The organism is Stutzerimonas kunmingensis (genome assembly GCF_014764705.1).
Lineage (GTDB): Bacteria > Pseudomonadota > Gammaproteobacteria > Pseudomonadales > Pseudomonadaceae > Stutzerimonas.
The window spans coordinates 21954-38783 of record NZ_JACXXG010000018.1 but is presented as its reverse complement, the minus strand read 5'-3'; the positions used below and the strand labels follow the sequence as shown (position 1 = coordinate 38783).

At 61.6% G+C, this 16830-nt stretch carries 17 protein-coding genes; 4 read left to right on the top strand and 13 right to left on the bottom strand.

The annotated features are described in order from the left end of the window. Positions 1-85: 85 nt before the first annotated feature. Both IEG05_RS14345 and IEG05_RS14340 read right to left on the bottom strand, forming a co-directional pair. Positions 86-1303 carry an argininosuccinate synthase gene (locus IEG05_RS14345; RefSeq protein WP_041014740.1) on the bottom strand — a complete coding sequence of 406 codons (1218 nt, stop codon included), beginning with the start codon at positions 1301-1303 and terminating at the stop codon, positions 86-88. A gap of 87 nt (positions 1304-1390) precedes the next feature. Further along, the gene (locus IEG05_RS14340; protein WP_046620915.1) at positions 1391-2281 is read right to left on the bottom strand and encodes a flagellar protein MotY; all 891 of its coding nucleotides are present in this window, start codon (positions 2279-2281) and stop codon (positions 1391-1393) included. A gap of 164 nt (positions 2282-2445) precedes the next feature. On the opposite strand from IEG05_RS14340, the gene pyrC reads away from it, so the two are divergent. Both pyrC and rnt read left to right on the top strand, forming a co-directional pair. Next, on the top strand, positions 2446-3489 hold the full coding sequence (gene pyrC, locus IEG05_RS14335) for a dihydroorotase (protein WP_191122294.1): 1044 nt from the start codon (positions 2446-2448) through the stop codon (positions 3487-3489). Then, positions 3486-4160: a ribonuclease T gene (gene rnt, locus IEG05_RS14330; RefSeq protein WP_191122293.1), complete on the top strand. Its 675-nt coding sequence runs from the start codon at positions 3486-3488 to the stop codon at positions 4158-4160. Before pyrC ends, rnt begins: the two co-directional genes overlap by 4 nt. 119 nt (positions 4161-4279) lie before the next feature. Here the strand turns inward: rnt and thrC are convergent, their stop codons facing one another. From thrC to ffh, 10 genes are all read right to left on the bottom strand, one after another. Next, a complete protein-coding gene (gene thrC, locus IEG05_RS14325) occupies positions 4280-5689 on the bottom strand; it encodes a threonine synthase (protein ID WP_046620918.1) in 1410 nt (469 codons plus the stop codon). Positions 5690-5773: 84 nt separating this feature from the next. Continuing rightward, positions 5774-7078, bottom strand: a complete 1305-nt coding sequence (locus tag IEG05_RS14320) for a homoserine dehydrogenase (RefSeq protein ID WP_003303438.1) — start codon at positions 7076-7078, stop codon at positions 5774-5776. Positions 7079-7160: 82 nt separating this feature from the next. Beyond that, positions 7161-7679: a GFA family protein gene (locus tag IEG05_RS14315; protein ID WP_023444746.1), complete on the bottom strand. Its 519-nt coding sequence runs from the start codon at positions 7677-7679 to the stop codon at positions 7161-7163. Positions 7680-7782: 103 nt separating this feature from the next. Next, positions 7783-8508, bottom strand: a complete 726-nt coding sequence (locus IEG05_RS14310; protein ID WP_041014746.1) for a thioredoxin fold domain-containing protein — start codon at positions 8506-8508, stop codon at positions 7783-7785. 124 nt (positions 8509-8632) lie between these two features. Continuing rightward, a complete protein-coding gene (gene xerD, locus IEG05_RS14305; RefSeq protein WP_191122292.1) occupies positions 8633-9529 on the bottom strand; it encodes a site-specific tyrosine recombinase XerD in 897 nt (298 codons plus the stop codon). A 191-nt stretch (positions 9530-9720) separates the two neighbouring features. After that, complete coding sequence (gene rplS / locus IEG05_RS14300; protein ID WP_003303444.1) at positions 9721-10071, bottom strand: 50S ribosomal protein L19; 351 nt, start codon at positions 10069-10071, stop codon at positions 9721-9723. Between the two features lie 42 nt (positions 10072-10113). Next, positions 10114-10866, bottom strand: a complete 753-nt coding sequence (gene trmD / locus IEG05_RS14295) for a tRNA (guanosine(37)-N1)-methyltransferase TrmD (RefSeq protein WP_044313806.1) — start codon at positions 10864-10866, stop codon at positions 10114-10116. 5 nt (positions 10867-10871) lie between these two features. Continuing rightward, the gene (gene rimM / locus IEG05_RS14290; protein WP_014821240.1) at positions 10872-11408 is read right to left on the bottom strand and encodes a ribosome maturation factor RimM; all 537 of its coding nucleotides are present in this window, start codon (positions 11406-11408) and stop codon (positions 10872-10874) included. A 5-nt stretch (positions 11409-11413) separates the two neighbouring features. Then, the gene (gene rpsP / locus IEG05_RS14285) at positions 11414-11665 is read right to left on the bottom strand and encodes a 30S ribosomal protein S16 (RefSeq protein WP_003293628.1); all 252 of its coding nucleotides are present in this window, start codon (positions 11663-11665) and stop codon (positions 11414-11416) included. Between the two features lie 203 nt (positions 11666-11868). Continuing rightward, entirely contained in the window at positions 11869-13245 is a 1377-nt protein-coding gene (gene ffh / locus IEG05_RS14280; RefSeq protein WP_014821241.1) for a signal recognition particle protein, read from the bottom strand. A 246-nt stretch (positions 13246-13491) separates the two neighbouring features. Between ffh and IEG05_RS14275 the strand changes: the two genes are divergently transcribed. Continuing rightward, a complete protein-coding gene (locus IEG05_RS14275) occupies positions 13492-14292 on the top strand; it encodes a cytochrome C assembly family protein (RefSeq protein ID WP_023444752.1) in 801 nt (266 codons plus the stop codon). Positions 14293-14309: 17 nt separating this feature from the next. Then, on the top strand, positions 14310-15596 hold the full coding sequence (locus tag IEG05_RS14270; protein WP_014821243.1) for an HlyC/CorC family transporter: 1287 nt from the start codon (positions 14310-14312) through the stop codon (positions 15594-15596). A gap of 30 nt (positions 15597-15626) precedes the next feature. Here IEG05_RS14270 and purT read toward each other — a convergent pair whose 3' ends face one another. Further along, on the bottom strand, positions 15627-16808 hold the full coding sequence (gene purT, locus IEG05_RS14265; RefSeq protein WP_046620926.1) for a formate-dependent phosphoribosylglycinamide formyltransferase: 1182 nt from the start codon (positions 16806-16808) through the stop codon (positions 15627-15629). Positions 16809-16830 lie beyond the last annotated feature (22 nt).

The window sequence follows — 16830 nt, the reverse complement described above, 5'->3', positions numbered from 1 at the left end:
TCCTCGTTCGGCAGCGCTTGTGGCAGTGCAGAAAGTACAACCCCGGCACATGGCCGGGGTCGGTTTGCTCAGGCGCGCCAGCTTATCAGAACTGGGTGCGGCCCTTGCCGGCAGCGATGCGCATGCGCAGGGCGTTGAGCTTGATGAAGCCGCCGGCGTCCGCCTGGTTGTAGGCGCCGCCATCCTCTTCGAAGGTCGCAATGTTGGCGTCGAACAGCGAATCGTCGGACTTGCGGCCGACGACGATGACGTTGCCCTTGTACAGCTTCAGGCGCACGACGCCGTTCACGTTGACCTGGGAAGCGTCGATCATCTGCTGCAGCATGCTGCGCTCGGGACTCCACCAGTAGCCGTTGTAGATCAGGCTGGCGTACTTGGGCATCAGCTCGTCTTTCAGGTGCGCGACCTCGCGGTCGAGGGTGATCGACTCGATGGCGCGGTGGGCCTTGAGCATGATGGTGCCGCCGGGCGTCTCATAGCAGCCGCGGGACTTCATGCCGACATAGCGGTTCTCGACGATGTCGAGGCGGCCGATGCCGTTTTCGCCGCCGATGCGGTTCAGCTCGGCCAGGACCTGAGCTGGAGTCATGTCCTTGCCATCGATGGCGACGATGTCGCCCTTGCGGTAGGTCAGTTCGATGTAGGTGGGGGTGTCCGGCGCCGCTTCCGGCGACTTGGTCCAGCGCCACATGTCTTCTTCGTGCTCGGTCCAGGTGTCTTCCAGCACACCGCCCTCGTAGGAGATGTGCAGCAGGTTGGCATCCATGGAGTAAGGCGACTTCTTCTTGCCGTGGCGCTCGATCGGGATGGCATGCTTCTCGGCGTAGTCCATCAGCTTCTCGCGCGACAGCAGATCCCACTCGCGCCAGGGAGCGATCACCTTGACGCCCGGCTTCAGCGCATAGGCGCCCAGCTCGAAGCGCACCTGGTCGTTACCCTTGCCGGTGGCACCGTGGGAGATGGCATCGGCACCAGTCTCGTTGGCGATCTCGATCAGGCGCTTGGCGATCAGCGGACGGGCGATGGAGGTACCCAGCAGGTACTCGCCTTCGTAAACGGTATTGGCACGGAACATGGGGAAGACGAAGTCGCGCACGAACTCTTCGCGCAGGTCGTCGATGTAGATTTCCTTGACGCCCAGAGCCTGCGCCTTGGTGCGCGCTGGCTCGACTTCTTCGCCCTGGCCGAGGTCGGCGGTGAAGGTCACCACTTCACAGTTATAGGTGTCTTGCAGCCACTTCAGAATCACCGAGGTGTCCAGGCCACCGGAATAGGCCAGAACTACCTTCTTAACGTCCGCCATGCCATCAGCTCCACGGGTTGTACGGAAAGCCTGCGATTCTACCGGTCATGGGCTGGCTTTTACAGGGGCGCGCCGCTGCGGCGGCAATCAAGACGACGGGGTGGCGGGAGCCGAGGGCGCAGGAGGCGCCGCTTCTCGCGCCAGGCGCAAGGTGACACGCCGATTCTTCGCGCGATTGGCCTCGCTGCTGTTGGCCACCAGCGGATAGCGCTCGCCATGGAAGCGCAGGGTGATCTGCTCCAGCGCTATGCCGCTGGCGACCAGGTACTCCTGAACCGCCAGTGCGCGACGGCGCGACAGATCCCGATTGAGCAGGCGATTGCCGCTGTTGTCCGAGTGGCCATCCAGTTCGATGCGATTCACACTGGGATCGGCGCGCATGTACTGCAGAACGACATCGAGCCTGGCGCGCCCCTGAGCGTCCAGCACCACATCGCTGCTCGGGAAACCGATCTGCGACTGGCGCACCTGATCGAAATTGACTGGCAGCAGCTTGGCCGTACAGGCGCGGTAGTCCTCATAAGCCTTGCCGAAGCGCGCCGGCAACAGGCGAATCTCCAGGGTATCGCCGCCGTGCATGGTGCGATGCCGAACCACCGGGCTACGCCCTTCGAGCAGGCCGCTGAGCAGGCGCCCGGCCTGTAGCTGGGTGCTGTTGAACGGAATATCGCCACCACTCACGGTGACCACGCCGAGATTGATATCACTGCGCGACGGTTGCCAAGGCGCCGCTGCGGCGAGCAGTGTCGCCGAGCCGGCGCGAAGCCAGCGCTCCGGCGAGTGCAGACGAAAGACCGCCTGTTCGCCGGCACGCCTGACGAACTCGCCGCTGCCGAAACCGGCGATGGGCTGGGTCAGTCGGCACTCGAACTGATCGCCCTCCACCTGCCATTGCACCCGTTCCAGCCGCGTCTGGAATGTCAGGGCGTTGGCCGGTGAAGCGAGCAGGCACAACAGTACGAGGGGGCGCAGGCGCACGATGAACTCCGAGAGGATGCGTATTCCTTCTAGGTATCGGTGCCCGACCGGCAAACTTGAGCGTGTCACGGTCAGTGCCCAAGCCTGGCAGACGAAGGCAAGATGCCGTCTCCGGGCTTTTCCGGTAGCATTCGCGCACGTTTCACCCGCCTGGAAACCCCTGCATGTCCGACCGACTCACCCTGTTGCGCCCCGACGACTGGCACATCCACCTGCGCGACGGCGCCGCCCTGCCTCACACCGTCGCGGATGCTGCTCGCCAGTTCGCCCGCGCCATCATCATGCCGAACCTGGTGCCACCGGTACGCAATGCCGACGAGGCCGAAGCCTATCGCCAGCGCATCCTGGCGGCTCGGCCGGCCGGCAGTGATTTCACGCCATTGATGGTGCTCTATCTCACCGACAGCACCAGTTCTGACGATATCCGCCAGGCCAAGGCCAGCGGCTTCGTGCATGCCGCCAAGCTATATCCGGCAGGCGCGACCACCAACTCCGCTTCCGGCGTGACCGCGATCGACAACATCTTCGGTGTGCTGGAAACCATGGCCGAGGTCGGCCTGCCTTTGCTGGTCCACGGCGAGGTCACGCGCAGCGAGATCGATATCTTCGATCGCGAGAAGCACTTCATCGACGAGCAGTTGAGTCGCGTCACCGCGCGCTTCCCAACCCTGAAAGTGGTGTTCGAGCACATCACCACCCGTGACGCCGTGCAGTTCGTCCAGGCGGCAGGCACCAACGTCGGCGCCACCATCACCGCGCACCACCTGCTGTACAACCGCAACCACATGCTGGTCGGCGGCATTCGTCCGCACCTTTTCTGCCTGCCGGTGCTCAAGCGCAACGTTCACCAGGAAGCCCTGCTGGGTGCCGCCACCAGCGGCAACCCGAAGTTCTTCCTCGGCACCGACTCGGCCCCCCACGCACAGCACGGCAAGGAAGCTGCCTGCGGTTGTGCTGGGTGCTATACCGCGCATGCGGCCATCGAGCTGTACGCCGAAGCCTTCGAGCAGCGGCAGGCGCTGGACAAACTGGAACCCTTTGCCAGTCACTTCGGTCCGGATTTCTACGGTCTGCCGCGCAACACCACGCAGATCACCCTGGTGCGCGAGGAGTGGAACGTGCCGGCCAATCTGCCATTCGGTGAGCAGGTCGTCGTGCCGCTGCGTGCCGGGGAACGACTGCACTGGCGTCTGGAGACGAACGCATGAGCGAAGAACACTTCGAAGACGAGCTCGAAGAGCACCTGCCGGGCAAACCCCGCTCGCCGATGGCGCGGCGTTTCCGTGGTTTCCTGCCAGTGGTGATCGATGTCGAGTGCGGCGGCTTCAACAGCGCAACGGATGCGCTGCTGGAAATTGCGGCCGTGACCATCGGCATGGACGAGCAAGGCCTGCTGTACCCGCAGGACACCTTGTTCTACCGCGTGGAGCCTTTCGCTGGCGCCAACATCGAGGCAGCCGCGCTGGAGTTCACCGGCATCAAGCTCGACCATCCGCTGCGCATGGCCGTGCCCGAATCGCAGGCCCTGACCGATATCTTTCGCAGCGTGCGCAAGGCGGTGAAATCCGCCGGCTGCAAGCGCGCGATTCTGGTCGGTCATAACAGCAGCTTCGACCTGGGATTTCTCAACGCAGCGATCGCTCGTTGCGAGATCAAGGGCAACCCGTTCCACCCCTTCTCCAGCTTCGACACCGCCACCCTCGCTGGCCTTGCCTACGGTCAGACCGTGCTGGCCAAGGCCTGCCAGGCCGCCGGGATCGACTTCGACGGCCGCGAGGCGCACTCGGCCCGGTACGACACCGAGAAGACTGCCGAGCTGTTCTGCGGCATCGTCAATCGTTGGCGGGAAATGGGCGGCTGGGAAGAGTTCGACGAGTAACGTCCGGGATACGGCGCATCGGGGCGAAGGCCCGCTTTGCAATGCCAGCAGTCGAGATCGAGGCTGTAAACGAAAAAAGGCCAGTCATGCGACTGGCCTTTTTTGTATTACCGCAGCGTTTACAGCTGCTTGCCCCGGTTGCCGTGCTGGCCAACGAAGGCCTGAACGGCCTTCAGGTCGTTCGGCAGCACCGTGCAACGCTCGCTGCGTTCGAACAGATCAGCCAGGTGCGCCGGCAGGGCAAGTGCCTGGCCAATACCCGCCTTCTCCACCGCATCCGGGAATTTCACCGGGTGCGCGGTGCCCAGTGTCACCATCGGGATGCTCAGGCTGCGACGGCATTCGCGTGCGGCATGCACGCCGATAGCCGTATGCGGATCGAGCACCTCGCCGGTTTCCTTGAAGACCTGAGCGATGGTGGCGCAGGTCTGCTCGTCATCCACGGCCAGCGAATCGAACAGCTTGCGCGCTTCGGCCCAGCGTTCCTCTTCCACCGACAGCTTGCCGCTGGCACGGAAACCATCCAGCAATTCGGCCACGGCCTTGCCATTGCGACCATGCAGGTCGAACAGCAGACGCTCGAAGTTCGACGACACCATGATGTCCATCGACGGCGACAGCGACGCGTGCAGCGTGTCCTTGTCGTAGCGGTTGCCGGACATGAAGCGATGCAGGATGTCGTTGCGGTTGGTAGCAACGATCAGCTGGTTGATCGGCAGGCCCATGTTACGCGCCAGATAGCCGGCAAAGATGTCGCCGAAATTGCCGGTCGGCACCGAGAACGCCACGGAGCGCGCCGGACCGCCGAGCTGCAGTGCAGCGTGGAAGTAGTAGACGATCTGGGCCATGATCCGCGCCCAGTTGATCGAGTTGACTGCCACCAGACGGGTGCCCTTGAGGAAACCCTGGTCGGCAAAGCTGGCCTTGACCATCTCCTGGCAGTCGTCGAAGTTGCCTTCGATGGCGATGTTGTGAATGTTGTCGCCGAGGATGGTGGTCATCTGCCGGCGCTGCACCTCGGATACGCGGTTGTGCGGGTGCATGATGAAGATGTCGACGTTGTCGCAGGCCTTGCAGCCTTCGATGGCCGCCGAACCGGTATCACCGGAGGTGGCGCCCATGATCACCACGCGCTCGCCACGCTTGGCCAGCACGTGATCGAGCAGACGACCGAGCAGCTGCAAGGCGAAATCCTTGAACGCCAGGGTTGGGCCGTGAAACAGCTCCAGCACCCACTCGTTGCCGTTCAGCTGACGCAGCGGGGCGATGGCGCTATGGGCGAAGACGCCATAGGTTTCTTCGAGGATTCGCTTGAAGTCGGCGTCCGGAATGCTGCCGGCAACGAACGGGCGCATGACCCGAAAGGCCAGCTCGTGATACGGCAGGCCGGCCCAAGAGGCAATTTCTTCCACGGTGAACCGCGGCAGGTTCTCCGGCACGTACAGGCCGCCATCGCTGGCCAGGCCGGCCAGCAGGACGTCTTCGAAGTTCAGGGCCGGCGCCTGGCCGCGAGTGCTGATGTAGCGCATTTGTTCAAACCTTCGGTTCGAGCGGCAGGCTGGCGCTGCAGGTATCAGGCTGTTCCGTGCCTGCAGCTGCGGCCTGCGGCTTGGTTAGTTGAGCTGTTCGACGCGAATGCGCACGACCTTGTCCGCCACATCATCGAGGGCTTCCAACGCAGCGATAGCATCGTCGATACGCTGCTCGACCACTCGATGGGTCACCAGAATCACAGGAACCAGACCGTCCTGGACTTCGGCCTCCTTCTGCATGATCGACTCGATGTTGATGCCACGCTCGGAGAGAATGGTTGCCACCTGAGCCAGCACGCCCGGATGGTCCTTGGCCTGGATGCGCAGGTAGTAGGCGCTCTCGCAGGCACTGATCGGCAGAATTGGATGATCGGACAGCGAGTCGGGCTGGAACGCCAGATGCGGCACGCGATTGTTCGGATCGGTGGTCAGGGCCCGGGTCACATCCACGAGGTCGGCCACGACTGCCGAAGCGGTCGGCTCCATGCCTGCACCGGCGCCGTAGTAGAGCGTGCTGCCGACGGCGTCGCCATTGACCATGACCGCATTCATCACGCCATTGACGTTGGCGATCAGGCGGTCGGCCGGAATCAGTGTCGGATGAACGCGCAGTTCGATGCCAGCATCGGTGCGGCGGGCGACGCCCAGGTGCTTGATGCGATAGCCCAGCGCTTCGGCGTAATTCACATCAGCCGTGGTCAGGCGCGCGATGCCCTCGGTGTAAGCCTTGTCGAACTGCAGCGGGATCCCGAAAGCGATGGACGCCAGGATCGTAAGCTTGTGCGCGGCATCAATGCCCTCGACGTCGAAGGTCGGGTCGGCCTCGGCGTAGCCGAGCTCCTGGGCTTCCTTGAGAACGTCCTCGAAGGTGCGCCCCTTTTCACGCATCTCGGTGAGGATGAAGTTGCCGGTGCCGTTGATGATTCCCGCCAGCCAGTTGATGCGGTTACCGGCCAACCCTTCACGAATCGCCTTGATGACCGGAATACCACCCGCGACCGAGGCTTCGAAGGCGACGATTACGCCCTTCTCGCACGCCTTGGCGAAGATTTCGTTGCCATGCACGGCGATCAGCGCCTTGTTGGCGGTGACCACATGCTTGCCATTCTCGATGGCCTTGAGGACGAGCTCCTTGGCCAGGGTATAGCCGCCGATCAGCTCGACAACGATGTCGATTTCGGGGTTGTTCACGACATCGAAGATGTCCGCCGTGATGGCTGTCGTACCGGTATCGCACTTGGGATTCGGGTGCCGGGTGGCAATCTGCGCAACCTCGATTCCGCGCCCGGCACGGCGGGCAATCTCCTCGGCGTTGCGTTTGAGCACATTGAAGGTACCGCCACCGACGGTTCCCAGCCCACAGATGCCAACTTTCACCGGTTTCAAGCTGAACTCCCCATTCACAGCGAGACGACCGGACCTGCCGGTCGACAAAAGAGTCGCACATTACGAAGGGAGCAGCTTTTAGTCAATCAGCCTCGCCTTGCTGCGGGCACGCCCGATCGTCAAGTTTCAACCGCTGATGCCATTGCGCGAGCGACTCATCCGGGTATTCGGCAAAACAGCGATCATGTCCCTGTACCTGCGGCTCTACCCAACTGGCCTTGGAGTCGAGCATCAGATGCGTGTGCTCCAGCGGGATGGGCAGATCGGTGTCGATCGCCGATGCAAAGGGATGCACCAGCTCGGGCCAGCTCGGATCCCACAACCACAACGCACTGGCGCAGTGTCGACAGAAGTGGCGGCGACCATCACTGATCTTTACCTCGCCAGTCTCGGCATCGGTGATATGCGCCTGGTAGACGCCAAGATGCTCCCGCCCCTCGACCTGCAGGCTTCGATAGTCACCACCAAGATTGATCGCGTAGCCGCCGCCACCCGCTGTCTTGCGACAGATCGAGCAGTAGCAGCGCATGAAAGGATACGGCTGCGCGGATTCTAGGCTGAACCGCACAGCCTGACAGTGACAGGAACCTTCGAGCTTCATCACGCCCTCCTCATTCAGACCCTTAGGGTTTTGAACGCATCAGGCCAGCCAGTTCCACTATCGGCAATCAGCCCGAATGAATCGGACCAATGGCCTCAACGCATTACTCGGCAGCGAGCGCAACTTCTGCTAATTGGGCCGCCGGCTGATAGCCGGGAATCATCTGACCGTTGGCGAGAATGATGGCAGGCGTGCCCTGTACGCCGATCATCTGGCCAAGCTGATACTGCTTTTCGATAGGCGTCTCGCAGCTGGCTGTGGGCAGATCTTCACGCGCCTTGGCCTTGTTCATGGCGTCCTGGCGATCCTTGGCGCACCACACGCTGGTCAGGGTATTGGCCCCATGGCTACCCATCCCCTGCCGCGGAAACGCGACATAGCGAACCTCAACGCCGAGGCGGTTCAACTGCGAAACCTCGCTGTGCAGCTTCTGGCAGTAGCCACAGTCAGTATCGGTAAATACGGTGATATGGGTCTTGGGTTCCTTGGGCGCGAACACCACCATCTCGCTGGCCGGGATCGAGTTGATCTGCTTGGCCACCGACTTGCTTTGAGCTTGCTCGGTCAGGTTGACGGCCTGACCATCCTTGAACTGGTAGAGATAGCCCTGGATGACGAACTGCCCATCAGCGCTGGCATACAGCTGCCGCCCGCCCTCCAGCTGAACCTGATAAACCCCGGGCATCGGGCTCTCGGCAATAGCCTCGATGGGCATGTCCGGCTGGATCTTCTGCAAAGACTGGCGAATCGCCTGATCCGGATCGGCGGCCATTACAACAACGCTGGCCAGACCTGCAACGGCGGCAGCGAACATACGAATCACGCCCATGGAAACTCCTGGCAGCGACAATCGGGGAAAGGCGCAAAGCCTATCATAGCCATGCCGTACAAACTGCTAGCTGCTTCTCTGGGCCGCCGCCGAGACCACGGCCTACCAGCGCCGGCGCTCTGCCCTAGCCGCGTGGATGGTGCGCCGCATGCAACTCCTGCAACCGCGCTCGCGCAATGTGGGTGTAGATCTGAGTGGTCGACAGGTCGCTGTGACCAAGCAACATCTGCACGGTGCGCAGATCCGCGCCATGGTTGAGCAAGTGCGTGGCGAAAGCGTGGCGCAAGGTATGCGGTGAAATCGATGCGGCGACACCGGCGACCTTCGCGTGCAGCTTGATCCGGTGCCAGAAGGTCTGGCGTGTCATCTGGCCACCGCGCTGACTGGGAAACAGCACATCACTGGCCTTGCCCGAGAGCAAGAGTTCACGACCATCGCGCTGATAACGCTCCAGCCAGTGCAAAGCTTCATCGCCAAGCGGCACAAGACGCTCTTTATTACCTTTACCGAACGTTCGCACGACGCCCTGGCGCATGCTTACCTGCTCGAGCGTCAGGCTGATCAACTCGGTAACCCGCAACCCGCAGGCATAAAGCACCTCGAGCATGGCGCGATCACGCAGACCTAACGGCTCTCCAATATCTGGCGCCGTCAGCAATGCCTCTACATCGGCTTCGGACAGCGCTTTCGGCAAGGGACGTCCAAGCCGTGGCAGATCCACGCGCAAGGTCGGATCGACGGCGATCTCGCCCTCGCGTAACAGGTAGCGATAAAAGCCCCGTAAGCCTGACAGAAAGCGCGCCGTGGAGCGCGCCTTGTAACCATTGTTCAGACGCCATGCGAGGTAATCGAGAATGATCTCGCGCCCGGCGGTGGCAAGTCGAACGCCTCGCTCCTCCAGCCAGCCGTTGAACAATGCGAGGTCGCTGCGGTAGGCCTCGCGGCTATTGTCCGCCAGCCCTTTTTCCAGCCAGAGCGCATCGAGGTAACGGTCGATGACGGGGTCGTCGAGTGCAGGCATGACAGCTTCAATCAGAAGGGGGGCAACAGTTTTCCACAGGCGTCCCGATGCGGCCAGAGCGCAAACGAATCGGAATCTCTTCATCCGATCGCTGCCCCAATCGCAGGCACAAGTCTCGCTCCGCCGGAATCAGCAGGCCCTAGAAACGAAAAAAGCAGCCCGAGGGCTGCTTTTTTTGCGGAACCGCGGTCTTAGACCAGCTTTTCCTTGATGCGGGCGGCCTTGCCGGACAGCGCGCGGAGGTAGTACAGCTTGGCCTTGCGCACGTCACCGCGACGCTTGACGCTGATGCTGTCGACCATCGGGCTGTAGCTCTGGAAAGTACGCTCGACGCCTACACCGTTGGAGATCTTGCGAACGGTGAAAGCACTGTTCAGACCGCGGTTGCGCTTGCCAATCACGACGCCTTCGAAGGCCTGCAGACGCTGACGCTCGCCTTCCTTCACCTTCACCTGAACGATAACGGTGTCGCCCGGTGCGAACGGCGGGATTTCTTTGTTCATCTGCTCGGCTTCGAGCTGCTGAATGATCTTGTTGGTCATGCTGTGCTCCTAAGGTCAACCCTGTGGGTTGCCATCGATACGTTAACTATCGTCCCGCTGGCGGATGTATTCCGCCAGCAGCTTCTGTTCTTCTCCAGAAAGCGAGCGGCTATCCAGAAGATCGGCGCGTCGCTCCCAGGTCCTTCCAAGGGACTGCTGCAAGCGCCAGCGTCGGATGTGTTCGTGGTTGCCGCTGAGCAGCACATCAGGAACACATTTACCCGCATACACCTCAGGACGCGTGTAGTGCGGACAGTCGAGCAGGCCGTCGGTGAACGAATCCTCCTCGGCGGAACCAGCATGACCCAGGGCGCCCGGAAGCAGCCTCGTCACGGCGTCGATCAGCACCATTGCCGGCAACTCGCCACCGGACAACACGTAATCACCAATCGACCATTCCTCATCGACATGCGCTTCGATGAAGCGCTCATCAATACCTTCGTAGCGACCGGCAATCAGGATAAGCGCATCCTCTTTTGCCATCTCGCGGACATCAGCCTGTTTCAGCTGGCGCCCCTGCGGCGAGAGGTAGATCACCTTCGCCGTCTCACCCGCAGCCTGTTTGGCGTCAGCCAAGGCAAGCTCGAGCGGCTTGATCTTCATCACCATGCCGGGGCCACCGCCGAATGGGCGGTCGTCCACTGTTTGGTGGCGGTCTTCGGTGTAGCTTCTGGGGTTCCAGCAGCTCAACTGCAACAACCCCTGCTTCACGGCACGACTGGTAATCCCGTAGTCACATATCGCTGCGAACATATCCGGGAAAAGGCTGATGACCTCGACGCGCAAAGCGGACATGCCGTTCAGAAATCCGCGTCCCAATCGACCTGCATCTCGCCCGCTACCAGATCGATCTTCAACACGCATTGATCGGTGTAAGGCAGCAGACGCTCGCGATCGTCCAGGCTTTCAGCACAAGGCTTCACGACCATCACGTCGTTGGCTCCGGTTTCAAGCAGGTGATCGATCTGACCAAGCAACTGCCCAGCCTGATTGATGACCTTCAAGCCCTGAAGCTGATACCAGTAGTACTCACCGTCGTCCAAGGCGGGCAGTTCGCTACGCGGGATGCATATCTCGAAATCGGCGTAGGTACGCGCAACTTCGCGATCATCCAACCCACTCAGCGTTGCCACCAGGATCTTCCCCTGGAGGCGCCCCTTGACCAACTCGACCTGCTTCACCTCGTCGCCTCGCCTCAGCGTCCAGCGTCGATAGCCCAGCAGGTTGTCGATCGGATCAGTAAAGGAATAGACCTTTACGTCACCGCGTACGCCATGCACCGAAACGATCTTGCCGATGACAACCAGGTCATCGACCGGAGCAGACGTTGCGTTCATGAGATTCAGGCAGCGGCCTTAGCAGCTTCCTTCAGCAGCTGAGCAACGCGCTCAGACGGCTGTGCGCCCTGGCTCAGCCAGTAAGTAGCGCGCTCCTGGTTTACAGAAAGCTTCACTTCCGCACCAGTGGCGATCGGGTTGAAGAAACCGATGCGCTCGACGAAGCGACCATCACGCGGGTTGCGGCTGTTGGTCACGGTCAGGTGGTAGAAAGGGCGCTTCTTGGAGCCGCCACGGGCGAGACGAATAGTTACCATGTGAACATCGTTCCTGTAGTCGGTGCTAACTTACTTAAGGCACACACTTAAAATGGGCCTAGGCCCGAAAGGCCGCACATTTTAAGGAATGCCGGGGATTTTGCAAACTCTTTTACTAAAGGTCTCAGCCGGAGCTAGGTGATACCCGGCATCAGGCTGCAGACCGCATTACGTCGCGGCTCAGCGCCGCGACAAGACACTCTCTAGAACTTCGGCATGCCGCCGCCTGGGAACATGCCGCCCATGCCGCGCATCATCTTGGTCATGCCACCCTTGCCGGTGACCTTTTTCATCATCTTCTGCATCTGCTTGTGCTGCTTGATCAGCCGGCCGATATCCTGCACCTGGGTACCTGACCCCATGGCGATACGGCGCTTGCGCGATCCACTGATGATGTCAGGATTGCGTCGCTCGGCAGGCGTCATCGAGTTGATGATCGCCTCCATCTGCATGAACTGCTTCTCCGCTGCGCCCTGAGCATGCCCCATCTGCGACAGGTTGACGCCACCGATCGATGGCAGCTTGTCCATCAAGCCACCGAGGCCGCCCATGTTCTTCATCTGCTGTAGCTGATCGCGGAAGTCCTCGAGATCGAACCCTTTGCCCTTCTTGAGCTTCTTGGTGAGCTTCTCGGCCTTCTCGCGATCAAGGGTCTGCTCGGCCTGCTCGATAAGGCTGAGCACATCGCCCATGCCGAGGATGCGAGAGGCGATACGATCCGGATGGAAAGGTTCAAGGGCGTCACTCTTCTCGCCCATGCCGAGGAACTTGATCGGCTTCCCGGTCACGTGCCGCACCGAAAGCGCGGCACCACCACGCGCATCGCCATCCACCTTGGTCAACACCACACCGGTCAGCGGCAGTGCTTCGCCGAACGCCTTGGCGGTGTTTGCCGCGTCCTGGCCCGTCATGGCATCGACCACGAACAGCGTTTCGGCAGGATTGATCGCGGCGTGTACAGCCTGGATCTCGGCCATCATCTCGGCATCAACGGCCAGACGACCGGCAGTATCCACCAGCACCACGTCAATGAACTTGAGCTTGGCTTCACGGATGGCCGCCTGGGCGATCTCCACCGGCTTCTGGCTGATATCGGAAGGGAAGAAGGTCACACCCACTTCGCCGGCCAGGGTTTCGAGCTGCTTGATCGCAGCCGGACGATAGACGTCAGCCGAAACCACCAGCACGCTCTTCTTCTTGCGCTCCTTGAGGAAGCGCGCCAGCTTCCCCACGGTGGTGGTCTTGCCCGCCCCCTGCAGGCCGGCCATCAGCACCACGGCCGGCGGAGTGACCTGAAGCGCCAGGTCCTCGTTGGCCGCGCCCATCAACTCTTCCAGCTCTGCGCGAACGATCTTCACGAACGCCTGACCCGGAGTCAGGCTCTTCGAGACCTCGGTGCCAACAGCGCGCTCCTTGACCCGATTGACGAACTCCTTGACCACCGGCAGTGCGACGTCGGCCTCGAGCAGCGCCATCCGCACTTCACGCAGCGTGTCCTTGATGTTGTCCTCGGTCAGCTTCGCCTTGCCGGTGACGTGGCGAAGCGTTTGTGAGAGGCGGTCGGTTAGGTTTTCGAACATGAGCCATTCCACGCTGTGGTGCTGAAGGGCGAGATTATAGAAGGTGCGGGCGTCCGGCCGGTACCCCGACTGCACGGCTTTTCGTATTTACCTGGCCGCGCCAGCCGCCGCGCGACCCAAAGCCAGGGATGGATGGCGCAGCATGCGGCGCATCGCACGCCGTGACGATCCGTAACCCGGCCACCGCTTTTGCGCCTCGGGTCTTTGTGCCACACTCACGACCTTTCGAGCCCGTTACCGGAACTTATGCACCCTCTGCTACCCAGCCTTGCCGCCGCGGCTCTGTATGCCGGCGCCACGGGTTATCAAAGTTTGCGTCTGGCACAACGCGCCGTGCCGGACAGACGTCTGCTGCTGACAGTCGGACTGCTCGCTCTGCTTGCCCATGGGATCAGCCTTTTCATCCAGCTGATATCACCAAGCGGCCTGCACTTGGACTTCTTCACCGCCTCAAGCCTGATTGCCGCTGCTGTCATCCTGCTGATACTACTGGCGCTGCATCGGATGCCAGTGGAAAACCTGCTGCTGCTGCTCTTTCCACTGGGCTGCCTGACGGTACTCTTCGCCCAGTTCGCCCCATCCGGCACTGCACCTGCGATTGCTGAGGAGCCGGGCATACTCGCGCATATCCTGCTGTCGATCCTGGCCTACGGCATGCTGACCATTGCGGTCTTCCAGGCCTTGTTGCTGCTGCTGCAGGATCACCACCTCAAGCACAAGCATCCCTCGGGCCTGATCCGCAACTTCCCGCCTCTGCAGACGATGGAAAGCCTGTTGTTCGGCTTTCTCTGGGCAGGTTGGCTGCTTCTGTCCGCCTCACTGCTTTCCGGCTGGCTGTTTCTTGATGACCTTTTTGCGCAGCACCTGGTCCACAAGACACTCCTTTCGGTGGTTGCCTGGATCGTCTTCGGCCTGCTGCTGTGGGGGCGCCACCAGCTTGGCTGGCGCGGCTACAAGGCCATCCGCTGGACACTGGTCGGTTTCTGCCTGCTGATGCTGGCGTATTTCGGCAGCAAGCTCGTCCGCGAATTCATCCTGCACATCTGACGCAAACAGGCTAACCCGTGGAAAATCTACACCCCGGCTTTCTGGTCGGACTGCTGGTCTTTCTGCTGCTGTGCTCGGCATTCTTCTCCAGCTCCGAAACCGGCATGCTCAGCCTCAACCGCTACCGCCTCAGGCATCAGGCCAAGGAAGGGCATCGAGGCGCGCAGCGCGCCAGCGAACTGCTGGCCCATCCTGACCGCCTGCTGGGCACCATTCTGGTTGGCAACAACTTCGTCAACATCCTGGCCTCATCCATCGCCACCGTGCTCGCGATGCAGCTATGGGGCGAAGCAGGGATCGCGATTGCCACCATCGGCCTGACCATCATCTTGCTGATCTTCGGCGAAATCACGCCGAAAACCCTGGCCGCACTACGCCCGGAGATTGTCGCCTACCCGGTCAGCCTGCCGCTGAAGCTGTTGCAGAAGGTGCTTTATCCCCTGGTTGCCATGCTCGGCTGGGTAAGCAACGGGCTGCTCAAGCTGCTTGGCGTCGACCTGTCCAACAAGGGCAACGACAGCCTGTCCACCGAGGAGCTACGCAGCGTCGTACGCGAATCCGGCACCGACCTGCCGCTGAATCGCCAGAGCATGTTGCTCGGCATTCTCGACCTGGAGCGGGTCACTGTCGACGACATCATGATCCCGCGCAACGAGGTTACCGGGATCGATCTCGATGACGATCTGGAATCGATCATCGGTCAGCTGCGCACCACGCCACATACTCGCCTGCCGGTGTTTCGCAACGACATCAACCAGATCGAAGGCATCGTCCATATGCGACAGATTGCCCGCCTGCTCAGTCATGACCAGCTAACCAAGGAAAGCCTGCTCGAAGCCTGTAACGAACCCTATTTCGTACCGGAAAATACTCCGCTTTCCACCCAGCTGCTGAACTTCCAGAAGCAGAAGCGACGGATCGGCATCGTGGTCGACGAATACGGCGACGTCCGCGGCATCGTCACGCTTGAGGACATCCTCGAAGAGATCGTCGGCGAGTTCAGCAATCAGGACGTACTGCGCAGCCCGGATATTCACCCGCAGGACGACGGCACGCTGGTGATCGATGGCGCCGCCTACATTCGCGAGGTAAACCGGGCCCTCGGGTGGAAGTTGCCTTGCGACGGCCCCAAGACGCTCAACGGCCTCATCACCGAGGCCCTTGAGCACATGCCGGATAGCGGCATCTGCTTGCAGATCGGCAACTACCGGCTGGAAATCCTGCAAGCGGCCGATAACCGCGTGAAAAGCGTACGCGCCTGGACCATCGACGACACATCCTCGGACGAGCAGCAACCCGAGTAATCGGGGCGGCAGCAAGCCGGCCCGCCAGCCTCACAGCTCCACTTTCACCGCGGCAGCTGCACGCAACGCCTTTTCTCTCGCCGCATCGATGGATACGTCCCGCGCCAGCGCGACCCCCATGCGCCGTTGGCCGCTTACACCGGGCTTGCCGAACAGACGCAGCGCGGTATCCGGTTCTGCAAGCGCAGCAGCGAGATTGCCGAAGCTCACTTCGGTGGATTCACCTTCTACCAGAATCACCGCTGAAGCCGCCGAGCCCATCTGGCGGATGCTCGGAATCGGCAGGCCGAGAATGGCCCGCGCATGCAGCGCGAACTCGGAAAGGTCCTGCGAAACCAGTGTCACAAGGCCGGTATCGTGAGGACGCGGGGAGATTTCGCAGAACCAGACCTGATCGCCTTTGACGAACAACTCGACGCCAAAGATGCCCCGCCCACCCAACGCCTCGGTGACCGCCAGTGCAATGCGCTTCGCCTCGGCCATCGCCGCCGGCGCCATCGGCTGCGGCTGCCATGACTCTTGATAGTCGCCCTTCTCCTGGCGGTGGCCGACCGGCTCACAGAAGCTCGTGCCACCCGCATGGCGCACCGTCAGCAAGGTGATTTCATAATCAAAGTCGATGAAGCCCTCGACGATGACCCGGCCGCGACCTGCACGACCGCCGGCCTGCGCATAACCCCAGGCGGCATTGATATCGGCTTCGCTGCGCAGCACCGACTGCCCCTTGCCGGACGAGCTCATCACCGGCTTGACCAGACAGGGAAAGCCCAGCGTCATCGCCGCCGAGCGACACTCCTCCAGCGAATCCGCGAAGCGATAGGGTGAAGTCGGCAAGCCCAGCTCCTCTGCGGCCAGTCGGCGAATGCCTTCGCGATTCATCGTCAGCTGCGCGGCCCGGGCCGTGGGTATCACGGTGTAGCCTTCGCCCTCCAGCTCGACCAGGGTAGCGGTGGCGATGGCCTCGATCTCCGGCACGATGTAATGCGGTCGCTCCTGCTCGATCAACGCTCGCAGCGCAGCACCGTCGAGCATGTCGACCACGTGGCTGCGGTGCGCAACCTGCATGGCTGGTGCATTGGCGTAGCGGTCGACCGCTATGACTTCCACGCCAAGCCGCTGCAGCTCAATAACCAGCTCCTTGCCAAGCTCGCCGCAGCCACAGAGCAGGACGCGCGTAGCGCTGGAAGACAATGGTGTACCTATTCTTGGCATGGAATCCTCGCGACTCTGGAAA

Bases quoted from the DNA above. Each gene is read 5' to 3' on its own strand.
- IEG05_RS14345 (WP_041014740.1), bottom strand. From the start codon at position 1,303: ATGGCGGACGTTAAGAAGGTAGTTCTGGCCTATTCCGGTGGCCTGGAC.
- pyrC (WP_191122294.1), top strand. From the start codon at position 2,446: ATGTCCGACCGACTCACCCTGTTGCGCCCCGACGACTGGCACATCCAC.
- rnt (WP_191122293.1), top strand. From the start codon at position 3,486: ATGAGCGAAGAACACTTCGAAGACGAGCTCGAAGAGCACCTGCCGGGC.
- thrC (WP_046620918.1), bottom strand. From the start codon at position 5,689: ATGCGCTACATCAGCACTCGCGGCCAGGCGCCGGCCCTGAACTTCGAA.
- IEG05_RS14315 (WP_023444746.1), bottom strand. From the start codon at position 7,679: ATGAAGCTCGAAGGTTCCTGTCACTGTCAGGCTGTGCGGTTCAGCCTA.
- IEG05_RS14310 (WP_041014746.1), bottom strand. From the start codon at position 8,508: ATGGGCGTGATTCGTATGTTCGCTGCCGCCGTTGCAGGTCTGGCCAGC.
- xerD (WP_191122292.1), bottom strand. From the start codon at position 9,529: ATGCCTGCACTCGACGACCCCGTCATCGACCGTTACCTCGATGCGCTC.
- rplS (WP_003303444.1), bottom strand. From the start codon at position 10,071: ATGACCAACAAGATCATTCAGCAGCTCGAAGCCGAGCAGATGAACAAA.
- trmD (WP_044313806.1), bottom strand. From the start codon at position 10,866: ATGTCCGCTTTGCGCGTCGAGGTCATCAGCCTTTTCCCGGATATGTTC.
- rimM (WP_014821240.1), bottom strand. From the start codon at position 11,408: ATGAACGCAACGTCTGCTCCGGTCGATGACCTGGTTGTCATCGGCAAG.
- rpsP (WP_003293628.1), bottom strand. From the start codon at position 11,665: ATGGTAACTATTCGTCTCGCCCGTGGCGGCTCCAAGAAGCGCCCTTTC.
- ffh (WP_014821241.1), bottom strand. From the start codon at position 13,245: ATGTTCGAAAACCTAACCGACCGCCTCTCACAAACGCTTCGCCACGTC.
- IEG05_RS14275 (WP_023444752.1), top strand. From the start codon at position 13,492: ATGCACCCTCTGCTACCCAGCCTTGCCGCCGCGGCTCTGTATGCCGGC.
- purT (WP_046620926.1), bottom strand. From the start codon at position 16,808: ATGCCAAGAATAGGTACACCATTGTCTTCCAGCGCTACGCGCGTCCTG.